15 protein-coding genes are annotated in these 17744 nt (G+C 71.5%); 3 read left to right on the top strand and 12 right to left on the bottom strand.

What is annotated here, in order from left to right; all coding sequences use genetic code 11:
* Positions 1 to 48 precede the first annotated feature (48 nt).
* Both ACGFR7_RS34025 and ACGFR7_RS34020 read right to left on the bottom strand, forming a co-directional pair.
* Positions 49 to 2562, bottom strand: a complete 2514-nt coding sequence (locus tag ACGFR7_RS34025; protein WP_393326878.1) for an ABC transporter permease — start codon at positions 2560 to 2562, stop codon at positions 49 to 51.
* A complete protein-coding gene (locus tag ACGFR7_RS34020; RefSeq protein WP_393326875.1) occupies positions 2562 to 3305 on the bottom strand; it encodes an ABC transporter ATP-binding protein in 744 nt (247 codons plus the stop codon). Before ACGFR7_RS34020 ends, ACGFR7_RS34025 begins: the two co-directional genes overlap by 1 nt.
* A 152-nt stretch (positions 3306 to 3457) precedes the next feature.
* Here ACGFR7_RS34020 and ACGFR7_RS34015 point away from each other — a divergent pair, with 152 nt between their 5' ends.
* On the top strand, positions 3458 to 4699 hold the full coding sequence (locus ACGFR7_RS34015; RefSeq protein ID WP_393326872.1) for a sensor histidine kinase: 1242 nt from the start codon (positions 3458 to 3460) through the stop codon (positions 4697 to 4699).
* Entirely contained in the window at positions 4677 to 5324 is a 648-nt protein-coding gene (locus tag ACGFR7_RS34010; protein WP_393326870.1) for a response regulator, read from the top strand. The genes ACGFR7_RS34015 and ACGFR7_RS34010 overlap by 23 nt, the downstream gene beginning before the upstream one ends.
* A gap of 136 nt (positions 5325 to 5460) precedes the next feature.
* Here the strand turns inward: ACGFR7_RS34010 and ACGFR7_RS34005 are convergent, their stop codons facing one another.
* Genes ACGFR7_RS34005 through ACGFR7_RS33975 form a run of 7 tightly spaced genes read right to left on the bottom strand, consistent with a single transcriptional unit; the run spans position 5461 to position 13113 of the window.
* A complete protein-coding gene (locus ACGFR7_RS34005; RefSeq protein WP_393326867.1) occupies positions 5461 to 6813 on the bottom strand; it encodes an NADase-type glycan-binding domain-containing protein in 1353 nt (450 codons plus the stop codon).
* A gap of 3 nt (positions 6814 to 6816) precedes the next feature.
* Positions 6817 to 7374, bottom strand: coding sequence for a phage tail protein (locus ACGFR7_RS34000; RefSeq protein WP_393326864.1), 558 nt, complete (start codon positions 7372 to 7374; stop codon positions 6817 to 6819).
* Complete coding sequence (locus tag ACGFR7_RS33995) at positions 7371 to 9398, bottom strand: putative baseplate assembly protein (protein ID WP_393326861.1); 2028 nt, start codon at positions 9396 to 9398, stop codon at positions 7371 to 7373. The genes ACGFR7_RS34000 and ACGFR7_RS33995 overlap by 4 nt, the downstream gene beginning before the upstream one ends.
* Complete coding sequence (locus tag ACGFR7_RS33990; RefSeq protein ID WP_393326859.1) at positions 9398 to 9838, bottom strand: GPW/gp25 family protein; 441 nt, start codon at positions 9836 to 9838, stop codon at positions 9398 to 9400. The genes ACGFR7_RS33995 and ACGFR7_RS33990 overlap by 1 nt, the downstream gene beginning before the upstream one ends.
* A 57-nt stretch (positions 9839 to 9895) precedes the next feature.
* A complete protein-coding gene (locus ACGFR7_RS33985; RefSeq protein WP_393326856.1) occupies positions 9896 to 11815 on the bottom strand; it encodes a VgrG-related protein in 1920 nt (639 codons plus the stop codon).
* A 16-nt stretch (positions 11816 to 11831) separates the two neighbouring features.
* Positions 11832 to 12674 carry a LysM peptidoglycan-binding domain-containing protein gene (locus ACGFR7_RS33980; RefSeq protein WP_393326853.1) on the bottom strand — a complete coding sequence of 281 codons (843 nt, stop codon included), beginning with the start codon at positions 12672 to 12674 and terminating at the stop codon, positions 11832 to 11834.
* 1 nt (position 12675) lies between these two features.
* Complete coding sequence (locus ACGFR7_RS33975; protein WP_042160550.1) at positions 12676 to 13113, bottom strand: phage tail protein; 438 nt, start codon at positions 13111 to 13113, stop codon at positions 12676 to 12678.
* Between the two features lie 3070 nt (positions 13114 to 16183).
* Here ACGFR7_RS33975 and ACGFR7_RS33970 point away from each other — a divergent pair.
* Positions 16184 to 16492, top strand: coding sequence for a hypothetical protein (locus tag ACGFR7_RS33970; protein ID WP_393326850.1), 309 nt, complete (start codon positions 16184 to 16186; stop codon positions 16490 to 16492).
* A gap of 222 nt (positions 16493 to 16714) precedes the next feature.
* Here the strand turns inward: ACGFR7_RS33970 and ACGFR7_RS33965 are convergent, their stop codons facing one another.
* The 3 genes from ACGFR7_RS33965 to ACGFR7_RS33955 are packed head-to-tail and all read right to left on the bottom strand — an operon-like array spanning position 16715 to position 17726.
* Entirely contained in the window at positions 16715 to 16873 is a 159-nt protein-coding gene (locus ACGFR7_RS33965) for a DUF6760 family protein (protein ID WP_085927347.1), read from the bottom strand.
* Positions 16870 to 17283, bottom strand: a complete 414-nt coding sequence (locus tag ACGFR7_RS33960; RefSeq protein ID WP_393326847.1) for a hypothetical protein — start codon at positions 17281 to 17283, stop codon at positions 16870 to 16872. Before ACGFR7_RS33960 ends, ACGFR7_RS33965 begins: the two co-directional genes overlap by 4 nt.
* Complete coding sequence (locus tag ACGFR7_RS33955; RefSeq protein WP_018087540.1) at positions 17283 to 17726, bottom strand: phage tail protein; 444 nt, start codon at positions 17724 to 17726, stop codon at positions 17283 to 17285. Before ACGFR7_RS33955 ends, ACGFR7_RS33960 begins: the two co-directional genes overlap by 1 nt.
* Between the last annotated feature and the right edge of the window lie 18 nt (positions 17727 to 17744).

Raw genomic sequence — 17744 nt, 5'->3', positions numbered from 1 at the left:
TGGGCTCCGCTCATCCGCTCAAGGCCGCTGCAGCATGCGCGACGAGCACTACTCGGTGGCGATCGCGGCCGGCATGTTCGTACGGGCCGCGCTGCGGGCCGGCCACATTGCGGCCAGTACCGCGGCGATGGCGATACCTGTCAGCGACAGTCCGATGACTCCGGTGGGGAGCGAGAAGTCCCACAACTGCTGTCCGAACATGGCGTGTTGCATCACGGCACCCGCGGGGACACCCACCACCACGCCGAGCAGGGCACCGAAGAGCGATATCACGATGCTTTCGGCCCGGATGGACCTGCGGACCAGGAGGCGGGTGGCGCCCACCGCCCGGATCACCCCGATCTCCCGGGTGCGCTCCATGACCGAGAGCACCAGAGTGTTGACGACACCGAACACCGCGATCAGGATCGCGACGCCGAACATCGCGTACATCAGGGTGAAGGCCAGCGACTGCTGGTCGACGCCCTGCTTGACCAAGGTCTCACGGTCTCCGAGGGACACGTCCGGACGGTCGTGGAAGGCTGCCCGGATGCTGTCCCGCGCCGCGGCCGGGTCGGGCCCGGAGGCGTACAGCGTGGTGATCTGCTTCCGGAGCGACGCGGGTGCCTTGGCCACGTCCAGGTAGATGCTGGCCTGGAGTTCGGTGGCATCGTAGATCCCCACCACGGTCTGGGTGACCGAGTGCGTGGCATCCAGATGCAGCGTGATCGTGTCGTTCATACCCAGGTCCATCATGTCGGCCTGGTTCTGTGAGATAACCACGCCACGCTTCAGGTCGGGGCTGCCTGCCGTGATGTTCGGGGTGAGCACACCCTTCAGGCCGGCGGGCTCGATGGCGGAGATCCGACGCTCGGTCCTGCCGCCCTTGTAGGTCAGCCCGACCAGTGCCTCGCGGCTCCCGGCCACCTGGGAGACTCCCCGCAGCTTCTTGACCCGGTCGGCCTCGGCGGGGGTGAGCGACGACTCGCCTCCGGCCGCGGACTGCAGGACCGTGGTCGTCGTGGGCACATTCGCCCGGGTCGTCGAGGCGATCAGCGCGGAGAACGACGCACTGAGGGTGGCGAAGGCACAGACCAGAGCCAGGCCGACGGTGATGGCGGTCGCCGTACCCGAGGTGCGCCGCGGGTCGCCCCCGGCGTTGCGCAGCCCGAGTCGGACAGCCGGCCGCGACTCTGTCCCAAGGAGGCGCGTGAGCGGCCGCAGCAGCACCCCGGCGAAGAAGGGCGCGAGTGCGATCGCGCCGATCACCCCGAGGACGGCCCCCACCAGCGCGATGATGCGCGCGAGGTTGGACGCACTGGGGTCCGCCGTCCCGGCGACCATCACCATGGCGACGACGACGCAGCTCAGACCTATGACGTTACGTCTCCGCTTCGTCTCGCGCGGCACCACCGCGTCGGTGCGTAAGGCGGCGACCGGCGGTACGGCCGCAGCCCGTCGGGCGGAGTGGTATGCGGCCGGCACGGTCACCAGCAGGGCGACGCCGTAGCCGAGCAGGACGGCCACCGGACTGACGGTGAAGTCGACGTCGGCACCCGGACGCATCACGGAGATCATCGACGGTCCCAGCGCCACACCCGCCGGCATGCCGAGGGTGCCGCCGGCCACTCCGAGCACAGCGGCCTCGGCGATGATGCCCTTGCGCACCTGGCTCTTGCGGGCACCGACCGCCCTCAGCAGCGCGAACTGCCGGGTCCGCCGGCTCACCAGCATGGTGAAGGTATTGGCGATGACAAACACGCCGACCAGGAGCGCGACCGCCGCGAAGGGCAGCATCGTCATACGCAGTTCCTGCGCCTCGGACTCCGACTGCTGCACGGCCGCGTCGTTCAGGGCTGCCCCCGTCTCGACCAGGTAGTCGCCGGGTACGGCATGCCGCACGGCGGCCTTGATCGCGCCGGCACTCGCGCCGGCTGCGGCGGTCAGCTCGATGCGGTGGAAGCGCCTACCGAGCAGCTTCCCGGCGGTGGCCGTGTCGTACGCCATCACCGGCTCCGCGTCGGATACCCCATGGGAGTTTGAGGTGGCCTCGGGGCCCAGACGGCGGTACGTGAACAGGGCGCTCACCTCGGGGCTGTCCGAACGGCCGTCGGACAGCAGCACATGGACGGTGTCACCCACCTTGATACCGGCGCTGTCGGCATCGGCCTTGCTGAGAGCGACCTGGCCCGGACCGGCAGGCGGCCTGCCCGCGTTCACGACGAAGCGCTTGTCGTTGCTCCAGTTCGTGCCGGCCCGGTCCAGAACCGTCGTGGTCTTGACGAACTTGCCGCCACGGCCGACCAGTCCGGCGCGGCCGACGATCACACCGTCGGCGCGCCCGACGCCGGGCGTCCTGGCCAGCCGCTCCCGGTCCGCGGAGGTGAGCAACGGCTCCTTTCCGGGGCTCTGTACCGACACTCCTACGTCGTTGCGGGTCTCCTGACCCGCGAGCGTGGCGGCGATGGAATCGCTCACCACCCAGCTTCCGACCGTGGCGGTCACGCCCAGAGCGATGGCGATGAGCGTCATCACCACACGGCCTTTGTGCGCCAGCAGGTCGCGCAGCATCGCATGGAGCATCAGGCGGCCGCCTTTTCGAGGGACTTCATACGCTCCAGCACGCTGTCGGCGGTCGGTGCATGGATCTCGTCCACCAGGTGGCCGTCTTTGAGGAAGAGCACCCGGTCCGCGTAGGCGGCCGCACTCGGCTCATGGGTCACCATCGCCACCGTCCTGCCGAGAGCGTCGACGCTGCGGCGCAGGAACCCGAGCAGTTCCGCGGAGGAGGAGGAGTCCAGTGCGCCGGTCGGTTCATCGGCGAACACCACCTCGGGCCGGGTGACCAGCGCCCGGGCGCAGGCCACACGCTGCTGCTGGCCGCCGGAGAGCTGGCTGGGCCGGTGGTGCAGCCGGCTGTGCAGGTCCAGCGCGGCAACGACCGTGTCCAGCGCCTTCCGGTCGGGCTGACGGCCGGCCAGATCGAAAGGGAGCGTGATGTTCTCGAGGGCGGTGAGCGTGGGGAGAAGATTGAACGCCTGAAAGATGAATCCGACGCGGTCACGGCGCAGATGAGTGAGCGCGTCATCACGCAGGCCGGTCACCTCGGTGTCCCCGATCCACACCGTGCCCTCGTCCGCCCGATCGAGGCCCGCGACGCAGTGCATGAGCGTCGATTTGCCCGAGCCGGACGGCCCCATGATCGCGGTGAACTCACCGCGTCGGAACTCCACATCGACACCTGCGAGAGCGACCACACGGGAGTCGCCCGCGCCATGACGTTTGGTGAGCCCGGTGGCCCGGACGGCAGCTGTTGTCTCTGTCATGGAAGGAATTCTGTGAGCGCGGACCACGTCGGCACCTCGCCAAAAAGTCCATGAATTCGGTGACTTGAGTTGAGGCAGCCCTGAACCTTGGTGGGGTCAGGAGCAGACGAACGACAGAAGCCGGGACCATCGTGACCAACTAGGCTCCACATGTGGCACAAAGCATGGAGAAAGCACTCCGTCAGCGCCTGCGACGCATCGTGGACCGTTGGAGCAGGAAGAGCCTGGCGGCGGTGGTCGCCGTCGGCGCCTTCCTGCCGATCGATGGCCGCCCGATCCCTCTTCTGCAGGCCGGGTGGGGCGTCACCCCGATGCTCGCTCTCGTCCTGTCAGTGGTCGTGGCGGTAGGGTCCGCCACCGCGGTCCTTCTGCTGTCGCGCATACGGTGGCCGCTGATCAGCATGGGACTTCTCGCCTGGATGCTGCTGTCGGTGTGGGTGACGCTGGGCGTGGGGTCCTATGTCGTGGCCCGCAGTGCACGCAGACCGCTGTATCCGGTCTGCTACCTCGTGGGTGCCGGCACGGTCGCCGTCCTGCCGATGACCACGGGCGTGGCGATCGGGATACCGGGCCCGGACCGGGAAGACCTGCTTTCCTCGCTCGGCGGTGCCGTGCTGTTCGTCTGGCTGCCCGCGGTGCTGGGCCTGTGGAGCAAGGCACGCCGCGAGGTGATCGAAGGGCTGGAGGAGCGCGCCGCGCACCTGGAGCGGGAGCAGGCCGCCCGCGCCGAGCAGGCACGGGCGCAGGAGCGCGCCCGGATCGCCCGGGACATGCACGATGTGGTCGCGCACCGGGTGTCGCTCATGGTGCTGCACGCAGGCGCGCTGGAGGTCAACGCAAAGGACGAGGAGACAGCCGCCGCGGCCGAACTCATCCGCACCACGGGCAGGGAAGCGCTCACCCAGCTCAGGGACGTCATCGGCGTCCTCAAGAGCGCGAGCGACGAGCACGGACCCAGCCTGGGGCCGCAGCCGACTCTGGTGGATCTCGACCGGCTGCTCGATCAGTCCCGGGCCGCGGGAATACCCGTGGAACGCCACGACGAGGGGACGGCGCAACGGCTGCCGACCCTGCTGGAACACGCCGCCTTCCGTGTCGTGCAGGAGGCCCTGACGAATGTCCACAAGCATGCCGGTACGGCCCACACCGATGTCGTCGTGCGCTACCTGGACTCGGACCTGGAAATCACGGTGTCCAATGCGGCCCCGTCAGCCCCCGTCGAGTCTCTGCCGGGCAGCGGCAGGGGACTCGTCGGTCTGCGTGAGCGGGTCGCACTGCTCGACGGCGAGTTCGTGGCCACGGCCTGCCAGGGCGGCGGATTCACCGTGTCGGCCCGGTTTCCCCTCTCCCCGGATGCCTGGAGGAACACGCGTGATCCGCGTCCTGTTGGTTGATGACGAAGCGTTGGTCCGGACCGGTCTGCGCATGATCCTGGAACCGGCCGAGGGCATCGAGGTGGTCGCCGAGGCGTGCGACGGCGGCGAAGCCCTCACCGCCGTCGCCGAACACCGCCCGGACGTCGTTCTCATGGACGTCAGGATGGCGGGTATGGACGGGCTGACCGCCCTCAAGGAGCTGCGGCGCTCGTTGCGCGCCCCCAAAGTGATCATGTTGACCACGTTCGATCTCGATGACTATGTGCACACCGCACTGCGCAACGGCGCGGCCGGTTTTCTCCTCAAGGACACCTCCCCGCGTGAGCTGGCCCATGCCGTCCGTACGGTCGCGGAGGGCAGCGCCATGCTGACGCCGAGGGTCACCAAACGCCTGATCGACACCTTCGCGGAACTGGAGTCGGAGGGCGCCGCCGAGGCACGTCGGCGACTGGCGGAGCTGACCGACCGGGAGGGAGAAGTGGTCCGGTCCGTGGCGAGAGGACACTCGAACGCCGAGATCGGGCGCGAGCTGGCCATGAGCGAGGGCACGGTGAAAGCACATGTCAGCCGTGCGCTCGCCAAACTGAATCTGTCCAACCGGGTGCAGATGGCACTGCTGGTCCGTGACGCGGGGATGAAGTAGCCGTCGACCGGGTGGCGGCCAACATTGCGGGGCCGCGCGCGACGCGCGTCGCGCGCGGCACCACCCCTCGGCACGGCTCTCCCGCCTCCGCGCAGACTCTCCCGCCTTCGCGCCGGTTCTCCTGCGTCCGCGCCGGCTATCCCGCCGACCGGCCGAAGAACTCCATCTCGGCGATGGCCACTTGCTTTTCGTCGGTGGCGCCGTACGCGGTGTGCAGCACCAGCCGTACGGTCATCGCATCCCGTACCGCCGCATCGATGCTCTGTGCCCCGCCGTCATTGAGCCGGTGTTGCGAGACGTGCTGTTTGCCCGCCGAGTCGGTCACGATCAGGTCGAACTCGCGCGGACGGGCCGGGTCGGCGGCCTGCGGGGTGCGTCCCGAAGCTCCGGAGGTGATCACTATGTTGAGGAGGTCGGTGGGCTGGCCGAATCCGGCCTCCAGGTACTGGCCGTCGGACGTGCCCGAATAGCCCGTCCCCCACCAGGTGTTGGAGTAGCCGTCGAACGCGAGCTTCACGCCGTGCTGGGCGCCGGAGTGCGACGCCCTCCAGGTGGCGGGGGCCACGGGGACGCGCTCGGCGAAGTGGTCCTGTACGGCCCGCGCGGCCGGCGGCCCCCCGATGATTCCCCCGGCCACGGCGGCCGCGATCACCACCGCCACCACTGCCCGGGTGATCCACCGGGCGCGGTTGTGATGCAGCCGCGGCCGCTCCCCGGCATACGGGCCTTCGGCGGCCTCCGGCGTGGTGTCGGTGAGGAGGGTGGCGCAGCTCCGGCAGAAGTGCCGGCCCGGTGCGTTGAGCGTTCCACAGCTCCGGCACGGTGCGCCGTGCTCGGGCTCGGGGGCCGCCTGCGGGGTACGCACCCGGGGGCGCGCCGCATCGGGCCGTCCCGGTAGCACGCTCCCGGGTGCCCCGGGGGACGGGATGGGGGAGGCGTCCGGCACGGGGACCAGGAGGGCGCGGATGCCGGTCTCGGAGATGCCCCTCCCGCCGGCCGGACGGGGGGCGGACGGGCTGTTCGGGTTGGGCGGGCTGTCCTGGCTGCCGTGGCCGTCCCGGCTGTCCGGGACACCCGGGGTGCGCTGCGACCGGCCCGCGCCCCCGTCACTCGCGGAGGTTGACGGAAGCGGGACGGTCGGCTCCGCGGCGGTGCCCTGCTGCGGGACGGCGGCCGGGTGCGGACTGTGGCCGGTGGCGGGAGCCGGAGTGGCCGTGGGGGCGGAGGGGCCCGCTGCGGGTGGGGTGGCGTCGGACCGTGCAGGGCGATCCGTGGCGCCCTGGCCGGGGGCGGATTCCGGGACGTCCGCCCCGGCGGGGGCGGGGGGAGCCGGCTGCGCCGCGGCGGCCGTACGTCCCCGGTCCGCGGCGGGCGAAGGGTGCGCCGGCCGGTCCCAGCGCAGGAAGGCACCGCAGGAGTCGCAGAAGGACTGGTCGGACTGGGGGGCGGGGGCGCCGCAGTCGGGGCAGGTGAGGTGGTCGGTGGGCATGGGTCAGGTTCCTCGATGAGTGAGCAGGTGGGTCACCTCGGCCGTGAAGGGGAGGTGGGCGGGGCGGGCCGCGGCGACGACGGCGTGCAGACGGTGCGGGTCGAGGGCGGACGGATCGTGGACCCGCAGGATCACCCGCAGACCGGGGCTCGGTGAGCCGGGGAAGGGGCCGAGGGGGCGCGCGGACCAGGTCGCGCCGCCGCTCTCGGTGATCTCCGGGCGTACCCCGAAAGCCAGTTGGACGGCGTTGGACAGGCCGCGCCGGGTGCCGCGTACACGGTGCAGCGAGACGGCCTCGGCCACCGCGATGCGGCGGGTGGCCAGCGGTTCCGTCCCGTCGAGTTCGGTGCCGACCCAGGTGGTCAGCCAGTCGACGAAGTCCTCGGGCGCGAGGGCGGGCGTGAAGTAGCTCTCCAGGCAGTCCAGGACGTTGAAGAGGGGGGCGAGGACGACATCGAGACCTTCGACGAAGCGCTGGGCGAAGTCGTCGTCGGCGTAGACGGCGGGGAGCTGACCGCCCAGTGGGTGCGGGGAGGCCATCCCCGCGGGCGTGCCCCTCATCGGGCCTCGATGACGCGGACGCGGTGGTCGAAGGGGAACAGGAGGGCGGACGGGGCCAGCTCGATGCGGTCGGTGGCGTCGCCGCGGCGGCCGGTGAGCGGATCGGCGGGGTGCAGAAGGACCTCGTCGACGAGTTCCACGCCGGGTACCCGCTGCAGGGCCGCGAAGATCTCACCGGAGCGCAGCGGACGGCCGAAGGGCCAGCCGTCGCCATGGGCTCCGCCGGTCAGCGGATCGAGGTAGGCGTAGAGCGCGTCCAGAGCCTCGGACCGTACCCGGTCGGCCCGCGCCGCCCGGAAGGAGTGCAGCGTCGCGACCACCGTGACGCCCTGGTAGAAGGGCGGCCCGACCGCGAGGCGAGTGCCCAGGGGGCGCCGCTCGTCGAGGAATTGCGTGACCCGTCCCAACAACTCCTCACCGGGCACCAGCTGTTCGAAGCGGAGCCGGCCGCCGCGGTCGGGGACGGCCTGGGGGACCACCAGGACCCGGACGGCGTTCTGCCCGGTCTGACCTGCCTGCTCGGGGTGACCGTTCTGACCGGTCGGGCCCGCACCCGCGCCTGTCCCGCCCGCGGCGCCCGCGGCGGGATCGACCGCGAGACAGGCGATACGGGCGGCCTCGGGGGCCGCGCGCCGCGCCAGCTCCTCGTAGTCGCGGGCAGTCACGGCCCGTTCCTGCGCGCGCAGCGCGATCGGCGCGCGCACCTTCGCCTCCTGCACCGTCTCGCCGTCGACCCCGCCGCGCGCCGCCTCCCGGTTCTCCACGCGCGCCACATAGGGGATCGAGCTGCGCAGTACCTGGATCGCGCCGCGCGCCACATTGCCTGACCGCCCGCCGCCGGTGCGGTAGTGCGGCGCCCGGATCACCGAGCCCTTGACCGGTACGCCTCCGAACTGGCGCACTGACCCGTCGGGTTGGCGCACCGAGGGGCCGAACGCGATCTCGCCGGTCGCCTCTTCCAGAGTGATGTGCCGGTCGTGCGGGCCGGAGGACGCGAAGTCGGCGACGACCTGCCACTCCTGCCAGCCGTCCCCGTCCGAGACCTCCAGCCGCAGCGGCGGGCGGTCGGCGACGACGGGCGCGTGCGCCAGGCGCAGCCGCTGGCCGGGCACGCCCGTGGACTCGCCGAGCGGCTCGTCCCGTACCACCTCGGCGTGCGCGACCCTCGTCGTGCCCCCGATGGTGAACGCGGAGGCGGCCCGTACGGTCGGTGAGGCGCTGTAGAACGGCTGGCCGGGCGCTGCCTCGACGACCCGGCAGCGCAGCCACGCGGCATCCGCCCTGCCGACGCGGGAGACGGTGTGCCCGGCCGGGATGTGCAGCACGACCTCACCGGGCCGGTTGAGGCCGCCGGTGGAATCCTCCGCGACCTCGCACTCCGCCCATCCGTCGGCGGTCCATGCCTCCCAGCGCAGCGGCGGCTGGCGCGGGTCGACGCCGACCCCGTCCACCCGGCTGTCCAGCCGCAATACCGCCGCGCACCGCGGTACCGCCGCCGACAGCCCGAACAGGAGGGTGTCGCCCGGCTGCGGGGCGGCCGCGAAGACGGCCACATCGCGGCCGCCGAAGACATCCTGGCCGCAGTCCTCGGGGGTGGTCCCCGACTCCTGCCGCAGTACGGCCTCCAGCTCGCAGGGCACGACGGTCAGATCGTCCTCGGTGGCGAAGGCCACCGCCTCCTCGGTCTCGGTCCGGCCGGTGGCCACCTCCGTCCCGGCGGGCAGCACGACCGGCTCGGCCTGCGGGGCGGAGAGCCAGAAGGTGACGTCGGCGCGGGCGGCCGAGGGCGGGAAGAGGGTGACACCCAGCAGGTCGAGGAAGGCCAGATGGTTCTTCTCCGGCACCCGGTTGAGCCGGTAGACGATCTGGTCGGCCATGTGCGCGACGGCCTCGATCAGGGTGACCCCGGGGTCCGAGACGTTGTGGTCGGTCCACTCGGGGCAGCGCTGTTGGATATAGCGCTTGGCGTCGTCGACGAACTGCTGAAAGCGACGGTCGTCGAGATGGGGTGCGGGCAGGGCCATCAGGCTTCGCTTTCGGTGGACGCGGCGGACGCGGTGGAGGGCGATTCCGAGGACGGGATCACATAGAAGGGGAAGACGAGGCTGCGCGGGTTGTTGGTGCCGCGCACGCTGTAGCGCACGTCGATGAACAGCACGGACGGATCGTCGGGCGCCGGGGTGACCTCGACGTCCTGCACCTCGATCCGCGGCTCCCAGCGATCGAGCGAGGACCGCACCTCGTAGCGGATGCGCCCGGCAGTCGCCTCGTTGACGGGGGCGAAGACCATGTCGTGGACGGCACAGCCGAACTCCGGCCGCATCGGGCGCTCGCCGGGCGCGGTGGCGAGGACGAGCCGGATCGACTCCTCGATCTCGCGCTCGCGGCGGGCCAGGGCGATACCGCCGGCCGCGTCCGTACGCAGCGGAAACGTCCAGCCCGCGCCGACGAACTGTTCACTCATGTCCGGTGACCCCCCTTGAGATGCATGTCCCTCAACTCCCTCAACTCCCTCAAGCCCCTAGAAAGGAATGCCGTTGCGCAGGACGGCCGGTGCGTTCAGCGTGACCGTGGCCGGCGAGTTGATGGCTGCCGCGGCGCCCGCATTGACGGCCACCGCGCCGACCGCGGAGACGGAGACCGCGCCGACCGAGTTGACGGCCACCGCGCCGGCCGACTTGAGGCTGATGGCGCCCGTCGCGTTGATGTCCGCCACGGCGCCTGCCATGACGCCGAACTTCGCGCCCGCCTTGATGTCGACCGCCCCGCCGGCGCTCATCGTCAGCGAGCCGCCCGCGGCCAGCGACAGGTTGCCGCCCGCCTTGATGCTCACATTCCGGGTCCCGGTGATGGAGACGGAGCCGTCGCTGCGGATGGTGACCTGGGTGCGCGTCTCGTCCATGTGGACGGTGAGCCTGCCGTTGCCGGTCTGCAGCCGGATCCCGCTCTTCATCCGGGACTTGGCGTCCAGCAGCTCGACGGTGTGCCCGCTGCGCGAGGAGAAGCTGCGCCAGTTGACCCGCCCGCTGGTCGGGTCGACCGCGGGGAGACCGTCCGGCTCCCGGGGCGGCTTGTCCTGGCCGTTGTAGAGCCCGGCGAGGACGTACGGATGCTCCAGCGAGCCCCGGTCGAAGGCGCACAGCACCTCGTCGCCGACCTCCGGCAGGACCAGCCCGCCGCCCCGTACGCCGCCCAGCTGCGCCACCCGGCACCAGTCGCTCTCGTAGGTGTCCGACAGCCAGGGGAAGCGCAGCCTGACCCGGCCCAGTCTCAGCGGGTCCTTGGCATTGCTGACCAGGGCCATCGCCACGCCCGGCATGGGCGGCGCGGCTTCCGCACCGCCGGACGCGAGCCCGTACAGGGAGCGGAACTGCCGCCCCGAGACGGTCAGCCAGGTGGTGAACTGCCGCCCGGATTCGAAGACATGGCGGACGCCGGTCGCGGTGTACTTGCCCTCGAAGGGGAAGCCGGCGCCCTTGAGCGCGACGGGCAGGCCCGGCTTCAGCTTCGGATTCCCGGTGACCGCCACCTCCAGCTCCGCGAAGGAGCCCGCCACATCGTCGGCAAGCGCGCGGGCCGCGTGGGTGACCTGGGCCTGCGTGGTGAACGGCGTCTCCGTGGCCGTCAGTTCGGCCATCCCGAAGGGCTTGCTGAGCGCCGCGGGCGCGATATCGGCGACGATGTCCTTGCTCGTCGTGGCCGGGGACTGTGCGGACAGCGCGCGCTTGGCCCGCATGTCCCAGCCCCGCGCGCCCGCCTTGTTGACCTGCCCGGCGGCGGTGACGGCGATCCGGCTGTGCAACGCGTTGTGGCCGAACTCCAGGATGTACGGGCTCTGCGCGGCCGGTGTGGTGTCGGCGGGCGCGGACGCGGCCGGGGCCAGCTTGCCGAACTGCAGCTTTCCCTTCGGGTCGAAGGAGAGATGGACGTCGTTCTCCTGGGCCAGACGGGTCAGGAAGTCCCAGTCGGTGATATTGGGCTGGGTGGCCAGCTCGTAAACGGTCCGGGTGGCCTCCACCTTGCCGAGGGAGAGCCTGTTGAGGCCGGCGAGACGGCGCACGATGTCGCTCGCGGTCATGTTGGGGTAGCCCGCGACGCGGTGATTGCGCAGCAGCCGGTGCCCCGGGTCGTATCCCCGTACGACCAGCGACTTGCCGCTCGCGTCCGCGTCGACTTCGAGAGCGGTGACCTCGCCGGTCAGCATGGGGGTGCCGCGCTGCCCGTCCGTGAAGGGGGACAGCACCACCTTGGCGCCGATCTTGATCTGCGGGAACGTTTTGAGGATGTCCGAACCCGTGTCACTGAAGGTGAGCTGGAAGGCGGACGGCACATTGACGCTCGCGTCCACCCAGCCTTCGGTGAGGAGGGCGGCGAGCTTGTCGGGCAGCGGCGTGCCGCCGATCTCGGCGTGCAGGACGCTGGTGTACGTCTTCTCGCTCATCGGATGCTCTCGCTGGTCATCTGGCGGCCTCCTGGGTTGTCGGGCGACCGGTGGGGTGGCCGGTGGAACTGTGCGCGGGACGGCTTCGGGGCCGGTCTTCAGACCTGGCTTCGGGCCGGTCCTCGGGCCGGCCTTCGGGCGGGGCCTCGTCGGCGGCGGGCAGCAGCAGCTCCGTGCCCGGCCGGAGCCGCATCGGGTCGTCGATCTCGTTCGCCTCCGCGATCAGCCGCCAGCGGGTCGCGTCCCCGTACTCCCGCCAGGCCAGCGAGGCGAGCGAGTCACCCGCGACCGTGCGGTGGATGCGGCGTGCGGAGAGCGCGCCTGAGGTGGGGTTCTGGCCCTTGGTGGGCATGGCCACCTCGGTGAGGGACAGGGTGCAGGTGGCACGGATCGGTTCGCCGGTGGGGTTGAAGAGGGTGTACGTGGCGCTGACGCTCGTCACGTACGCCACGAACTGGACCGTGTTGAACGACCCCCAGGAAAACCGGACCCAAGGCGGCGACGGCCGCTTGGAATTGACGCTCTGTGCCGTCACCTCGCAGCAGGACAGGAGCAGTTCGATCTGCTTCTGCACCTTCCCGGAATTCGGGGTGCCGGAGGCGTCCAGAAACACCTCCAACTGGAGTGTGGCGGGCCGGGTGCCGGTGAACTTGGGCGGTGCACCCCGCATATAGGCGACCGCGGCCTGGGTGTGCCACTCCGCCTCCCGCCCCAGTTGCAGCTGGGTGGGATTGAACTGGAACTCCACCTCACCGATGCGGCCGCCCATGGAACCACCCAGGTCGGTCGGTGGCTGATGGATCGCCAACGCGGCCCGTACGAGGCTGGCGCCCGCCTTCCCGCCGGTCGGTGCGGCCACCTCAGGCACCTCCCGCGTCGGTGAACCCGTGGTGTGCGATCTCCAGCGTCTCGGTCGCCACGCCCGGGCTGGCCGGGTCCAGGCTCGGCCCCTGCCAGCGCACGGGCAGCACCTCCACCAGGCCCCACTGCGCGACGACCGAGCCGTCGGCGCGGAGGGCGGCGATCTGGGCGGTGGGCCTGCTGATGCCGGTGGCGAGCGACGAAATCCAGGCGGCCACCCGGGAGGTGTCGGCGGTGAGGGGGCGGGTGAGACGGATGGTGGAGAACGTCACGCGGGTGGGCAACTGCCAGACGAAACCGTTGTTGCCGCCCTCCTGCCGCTGCTCCACCTCCACCTCGGAGGCCAGGCCGTCACAGCCGTTGAACAGGCCGAGGTCCTGGCCGTCGATGGTCAGCTTGAAGAAGACGGTGGAACCGGGGTCCTGGGCCTGGGGCATGGTGGGTGGTCTTTCAGGTGGGGTGGTGTGGTGTGGTGTGGCGAGGCTGGATGGGGGTGGTAGGGACGGGTGCGAGCGGTGTGAGCGGTGTGAGCGGTGCGAGCGGGTGTGGGTCGGAGGCGGGCGCGGGTCAGCGGCCGTGATCGCGTAGTCGGCCGATGCGTTCGCGGTCGCCGCGCAACTCGGCGCGGAGCAGCCGTGAGAGAGGGGCTACGAGCCGGCGGGCCAGGGCGTCCAGGGCGGCGGGGTCGGTGGGGTCGGCGGGGTTGGCCGGGATGGTGGGGTTGGCTCCTGCGGGTGTTGGCGGCGTGGGAGCGGATGCGGAGGAGCTGCCGGCGGCGCGCTGGATCGGCCGGGAGGCTCCTGCAGGGGTGGGGCCGGGGGCGGTCGCTGACGGCGAGGGACGGGGGACGGCGGGTGGCGCTAGGGGCCGAGGAGCCGGAGCCCGAGTCGCGACCGGAGCCGGGGCAGGGGTCTGGGGCGGAGCGGGGGCCGGGGCCGGAGCCCCGGGAGCGGCTGGTGCACGCTGCACCATGGGCATGCCGGGGACGACCGGGGCGGTCCGGACCGTACGAGGCGGAGTGAGCGACCGGCCCGGTGTCCGTGCCGGGGTCAGTGGTGCCGGTGCCGGTGCCGGTGCCCGTGGCGGTTTCTGTAGGGGGACGGCCGGGACACTCGCTCGTAGGGGCGCCGGCCTTCTTGCGCCCGCTGTGCTTGCTGTGCCTGCTGTACTGGCTATGCCTGCCGTGCCTGTTGTGACTGCTGTGCTCGTTGTGCCCACCGCGTCGACTGTGCGCGCCGCGGTGCGTAGGGGGACGGCCGGTGCGGGCTGCACACTTGACCGCTGTACCGCAGCGGGGCCGGCGGGCTCCGGTGCCGTCTGCCCGGTGGGCCGCTGCCGGGCGGACGGGTCCAGCGCACGTGCCGACGCGAGCGGCGCTCGCCGGACGGCGAGTGGAGTGGGGGCGCTGGTCGTCAGCGCTCGACGCGTCGGCATACGGGCTTCCCCGAGGGGGGATTCCCCAGGGTGGGACTCCGCCGTACGGGATTCCGGGGTGCCGCTCTCCGGTGTATGCCTCTCCGAGGTGTGTGTCGTCACCAACGGGCTTGAGGACACGGGAAGTTCGATGGACGCCGCGGAAGGCTGCTCTTGGGCCCGGGCCGTGGCCGGGGCCGTGGCCGTTGCTGGGGTTGAAGTTGTCGTCGGTGCTCGGTTCGGTGTCGAAGCCGGAGTATGGGCCGTTGCAGGGGCAGGGGCAGGGGCAGGGGCAGGGGCAGGGGCAGGGGCAGGGGTTGGTGCTTGAGCCGTCGCCGGCGTCGTTGTCCCTGTACGCGTCGGCGTCGGCGTCGGGGCAGGGTCCTGGCGTCGGATCGCGGTGGACTCGACAGGTGCGCCGATCAGTGGCTTGCGTTGGACCGTGGGCTGCGTGGGCTGCGTGGGCTGCGTGGGCTGCGTGGGCTGCGTGGGCTGCGTGGGCTGTCCAGGGCCACGTGTGCGGCCGTTGGCGGGCCGAGGCTGGTCCGGCTGTGCGTCGGCCGCAACCGGCACGTCCTTGGCCGGGTCACCGGGGCCCGCGGTCGGGAGCAGCGGAGCACCAAGTCCCAGGCGCTGACCACCCATTCCCGTGGACCGTCGCGCGGGCCGCTGCGCAGGTTGTCCAACTGCTCGCTCTACTGGCTGGCGCGCTTGGTCGCCGGAGCTCGTGGACGGTCCCGCGGACGACCTCGGGGCCAGGTGATCGCTGGTGCCGGCGTCCGCACGCGGGCGTGTGTTCTCGGACGAGGAGGTATGCGAGGCCGGTCGTGGGGTGAGGGCGGGGCCCGCGCTGGGCGGTGTACCTGGAGCCGGCGAGGCCGCGTCACCACTGGGCGCCGGCGCGACGCCGGGTGCCGTGTCCCTGCTCGAAACCTCCTCCGATGCGCTGCTTTGCTTCGGGGAAGCAGGCCGAGCCGGGCCAACGGCACGCCGTTGTACTGACCGTTGGGGGACGTCCGGTCGTACGGATGCGGTGGCCGGTGCGGCTGCACCCTCGCCCGTCGGCTCGGCGGCAGAGGTGCGGCGGGGCGAGGAAGAAGCAGGGGGCGGCGCCGTTTCGGACCTCGTGGTGGATGTCGCTGTCGCTGTCCCTGTCGGTGCCGATATTGGTGCCGGTGCCGGTGTGGGTGACGACGCTGCTGCTTCGGTGCGTTGCACAGGAGTGTCGGTGGGCGAGGAGGCGGGGGAGGGCGTGGTGCCGCTGTTCCTCGTATGCGACGTGATGGCGGTCCGCAGCTTGCGCGGCGGCATTGCGACCCTGCCCGCCGAGGTGAGCGGGGACCGCATTCCGGCAGCCTTCCGCACGGGCAGGGTGACGGGCATGGCTGAGGGGCGCGCAGCGGGCTTCGCCCCATGCGAAGCGGAGCGAGCGGCTTCGCCCCCGCCACCGGTAGCGCCCCCGCCACCGGCTTCGCCCCCGCCACCGGCTTCGCCCCCGCCACCGGTAGCGGCCCCGCCACCGGGCACGGCCTTCGCACCAGGCGCGACCGCGGCACCGGGCACGACCGTGTCACCGCTTCCACCCGCCTGGCCCGCGCCCCCGGCCGCCGACTCGGCCACCGCCGACCCGGGCCGACCACCTCGCAGAGGAGCGCCCGACGGTGTGACGGACGGCGTGCTGGACGGCGTGCTGGACGGTGTGACGGACGGCTGGGCGGGCGAGAGGGGAGACGGCTGGGCAGATGGCGGGGCAGGCGGTGTGACGGCCGACGGCCCGGCCGCCGAAGCGGCCGGAGGCGTGCTCGGCGTGCTGACCGATGCTGCGCCCGGCGCAGCGTTGCGCGAGGCCGCGGCCGACGCCTCGCCTCCCGAAGACGGCTGCCGAGGCGCGCGTGAGGTAGTCGTCGGTGTACGCGGCGCGCCACCCGGCGACGCCGTCCGCTGTACGACACCGGCACCCCGGGGCGCAGGACGTGCCAAGCCCCCGGGCTCCGTAGTTGCCGCACTCCGGGGCTCAGTATGCGCCGCACCCCGGTTATCCGTACGTGCGCCGCCCCTGCCCCCCGGACGCACCGCACCCCCGAACTGCCCGGCTTGAGCCCCGGAACGCCCTCCGACGCCCTGCCCGGCACCGACGCCCTGCCCGGCACCCGCACCCGCGTCGGCGCCTCGCCCCGGGCCCGCCCCCGGCGCGGCAGCGAACCAGGAGACCGCACCCCCGCTCCCGTCCTCGCCGCCATCCACCCGACCCGCGACCGGAAGCCGCTGAATCGGCAGTCCGAGGTCGACGGGGCGGCCCACGACGGGAACCAACGCATCGCGCAGCACGCCACCGGGAGCCGAGGCGCGTACCTCATGCCCCAGCTCCCCGCCGAAGGAGGGGTTGCGGTGCGCGCTCAGTGACGCGGCGAAGCCGGCCTCCGCGATGGTGCCGGGCGCCTCCAGGACGCGCTGAATGGGGGGCACGGCGGACCAGCCGCCACCGCTACCGCCGCCACCGTCCGTGCTCTCGGCAGAAGCCTCCGCAGCCGCCCCGACCTCAGGCCCGCGCGCACGCTGCGCACGCCGCTGCGTACCCTGCGCGCCCCGCGACCCCCGCCGCCACCCGAACAACCCCATCCTCCGTCACTGCTTCCCTTCAGCCCGCTCCACCAGGGCGGCGATCTGTGACACGTACGCGCGCCGGTCGGCGTGTTCGAGGTCGAGGATGTCGTCGATGCCCCAGTGGAAGTGGTAGGCGAGATAGGCGACTTCCTCCTCGATACGCCCGGTCGCGTACGTCACGATTCCCCCAGGCGGCTCCCGGCCAGCTCCACTTCGAAGGGCTCCTCGCAGTGCGGGCAGGACACCGCGGCGCGCGAGTGCCCCTCCGCATTGATCTGCCGGTAGAAGTCCTGCAGAAAGGCCAGGTCGGATGCGAACATGTTCTCCACCGTTCCGTCGTGCACGGAGGCGAGCGTCCCGAGCCGGGTGATGACCCGGCCCAGCAGCACGACCGACAGATACGCCGGGTTCTCGCGCACCCGTACATCCCGCAGTGGGATCAGCTCGTCCCGTGCCGTTGCGAGCCGCATCGCGCCGTTGCGGTGGACGGTCCCGGACTCGTCCACGAACCCGCGCGGCAACTCGAACTCGAATTCCGTACGCAAGGTCTCGCGCTGCTGAGGTGCCCCCGCCGGGCCGTCGCGCCGCATTACTCGATGACCAGCTCTTCGAAGACGATGGTGACCTGCTCGGTCAGCGCGGCGGCATCGCCCGCCTTGACCCCGCTGGTCTCCACCTTGCTGCACCATGCGTTGCGCATGTTGTAACGCTTCACGGGGTTGTTCTGGTAGTCCATCATCATGATGGTGGCGTTCTTACGGGCGGAACCCATATCGCCCGCAATGGACTTGTTGATCCATTCGCTGAATGCGCCGCTCTGCGTCATACCGCGCGTCACCGTGCATTCGCCGGCCTTCTTCGTGCCGGGCATCTTCTTGACGACGGGCTTACCGTCCGCCGAGACCTGCTGGTATTCGATGACGTCCTGCTCCATGGTCAGGCCACTGACCTCCTGCAGGTATTCGACCATCACGCCGTCGATCTGCAGGCCGAAATTGTGTGAGGTGAGGGCATCACCGGGCTGAAGGGACAAGGTGGTTCACTCCTGTGG

This window comes from Streptomyces sp. NPDC048516 (assembly GCF_043199875.1).
GTDB lineage: Bacteria > Actinomycetota > Actinomycetes > Streptomycetales > Streptomycetaceae > Streptomyces.
Note: the sequence above shows the minus strand (reverse complement) of the source record. Positions and strands in the feature narration are given on the sequence as shown.

Bases quoted from the DNA above. Each gene is read 5' to 3' on its own strand.
- ACGFR7_RS34025 (WP_393326878.1), bottom strand. From the start codon at position 2,562: ATGCTCCATGCGATGCTGCGCGACCTGCTGGCGCACAAAGGCCGTGTG.
- ACGFR7_RS34020 (WP_393326875.1), bottom strand. From the start codon at position 3,305: ATGACAGAGACAACAGCTGCCGTCCGGGCCACCGGGCTCACCAAACGT.
- ACGFR7_RS34005 (WP_393326867.1), bottom strand. From the start codon at position 6,813: ATGCCCACCGACCACCTCACCTGCCCCGACTGCGGCGCCCCCGCCCCC.
- ACGFR7_RS34000 (WP_393326864.1), bottom strand. From the start codon at position 7,374: ATGAGGGGCACGCCCGCGGGGATGGCCTCCCCGCACCCACTGGGCGGT.
- ACGFR7_RS33995 (WP_393326861.1), bottom strand. From the start codon at position 9,398: ATGGCCCTGCCCGCACCCCATCTCGACGACCGTCGCTTTCAGCAGTTC.
- ACGFR7_RS33990 (WP_393326859.1), bottom strand. From the start codon at position 9,838: ATGAGTGAACAGTTCGTCGGCGCGGGCTGGACGTTTCCGCTGCGTACG.
- ACGFR7_RS33985 (WP_393326856.1), bottom strand. From the start codon at position 11,815: ATGAGCGAGAAGACGTACACCAGCGTCCTGCACGCCGAGATCGGCGGC.
- ACGFR7_RS33975 (WP_042160550.1), bottom strand. From the start codon at position 13,113: ATGCCCCAGGCCCAGGACCCCGGTTCCACCGTCTTCTTCAAGCTGACC.
- ACGFR7_RS33960 (WP_393326847.1), bottom strand. From the start codon at position 17,283: ATGCGGCGCGACGGCCCGGCGGGGGCACCTCAGCAGCGCGAGACCTTG.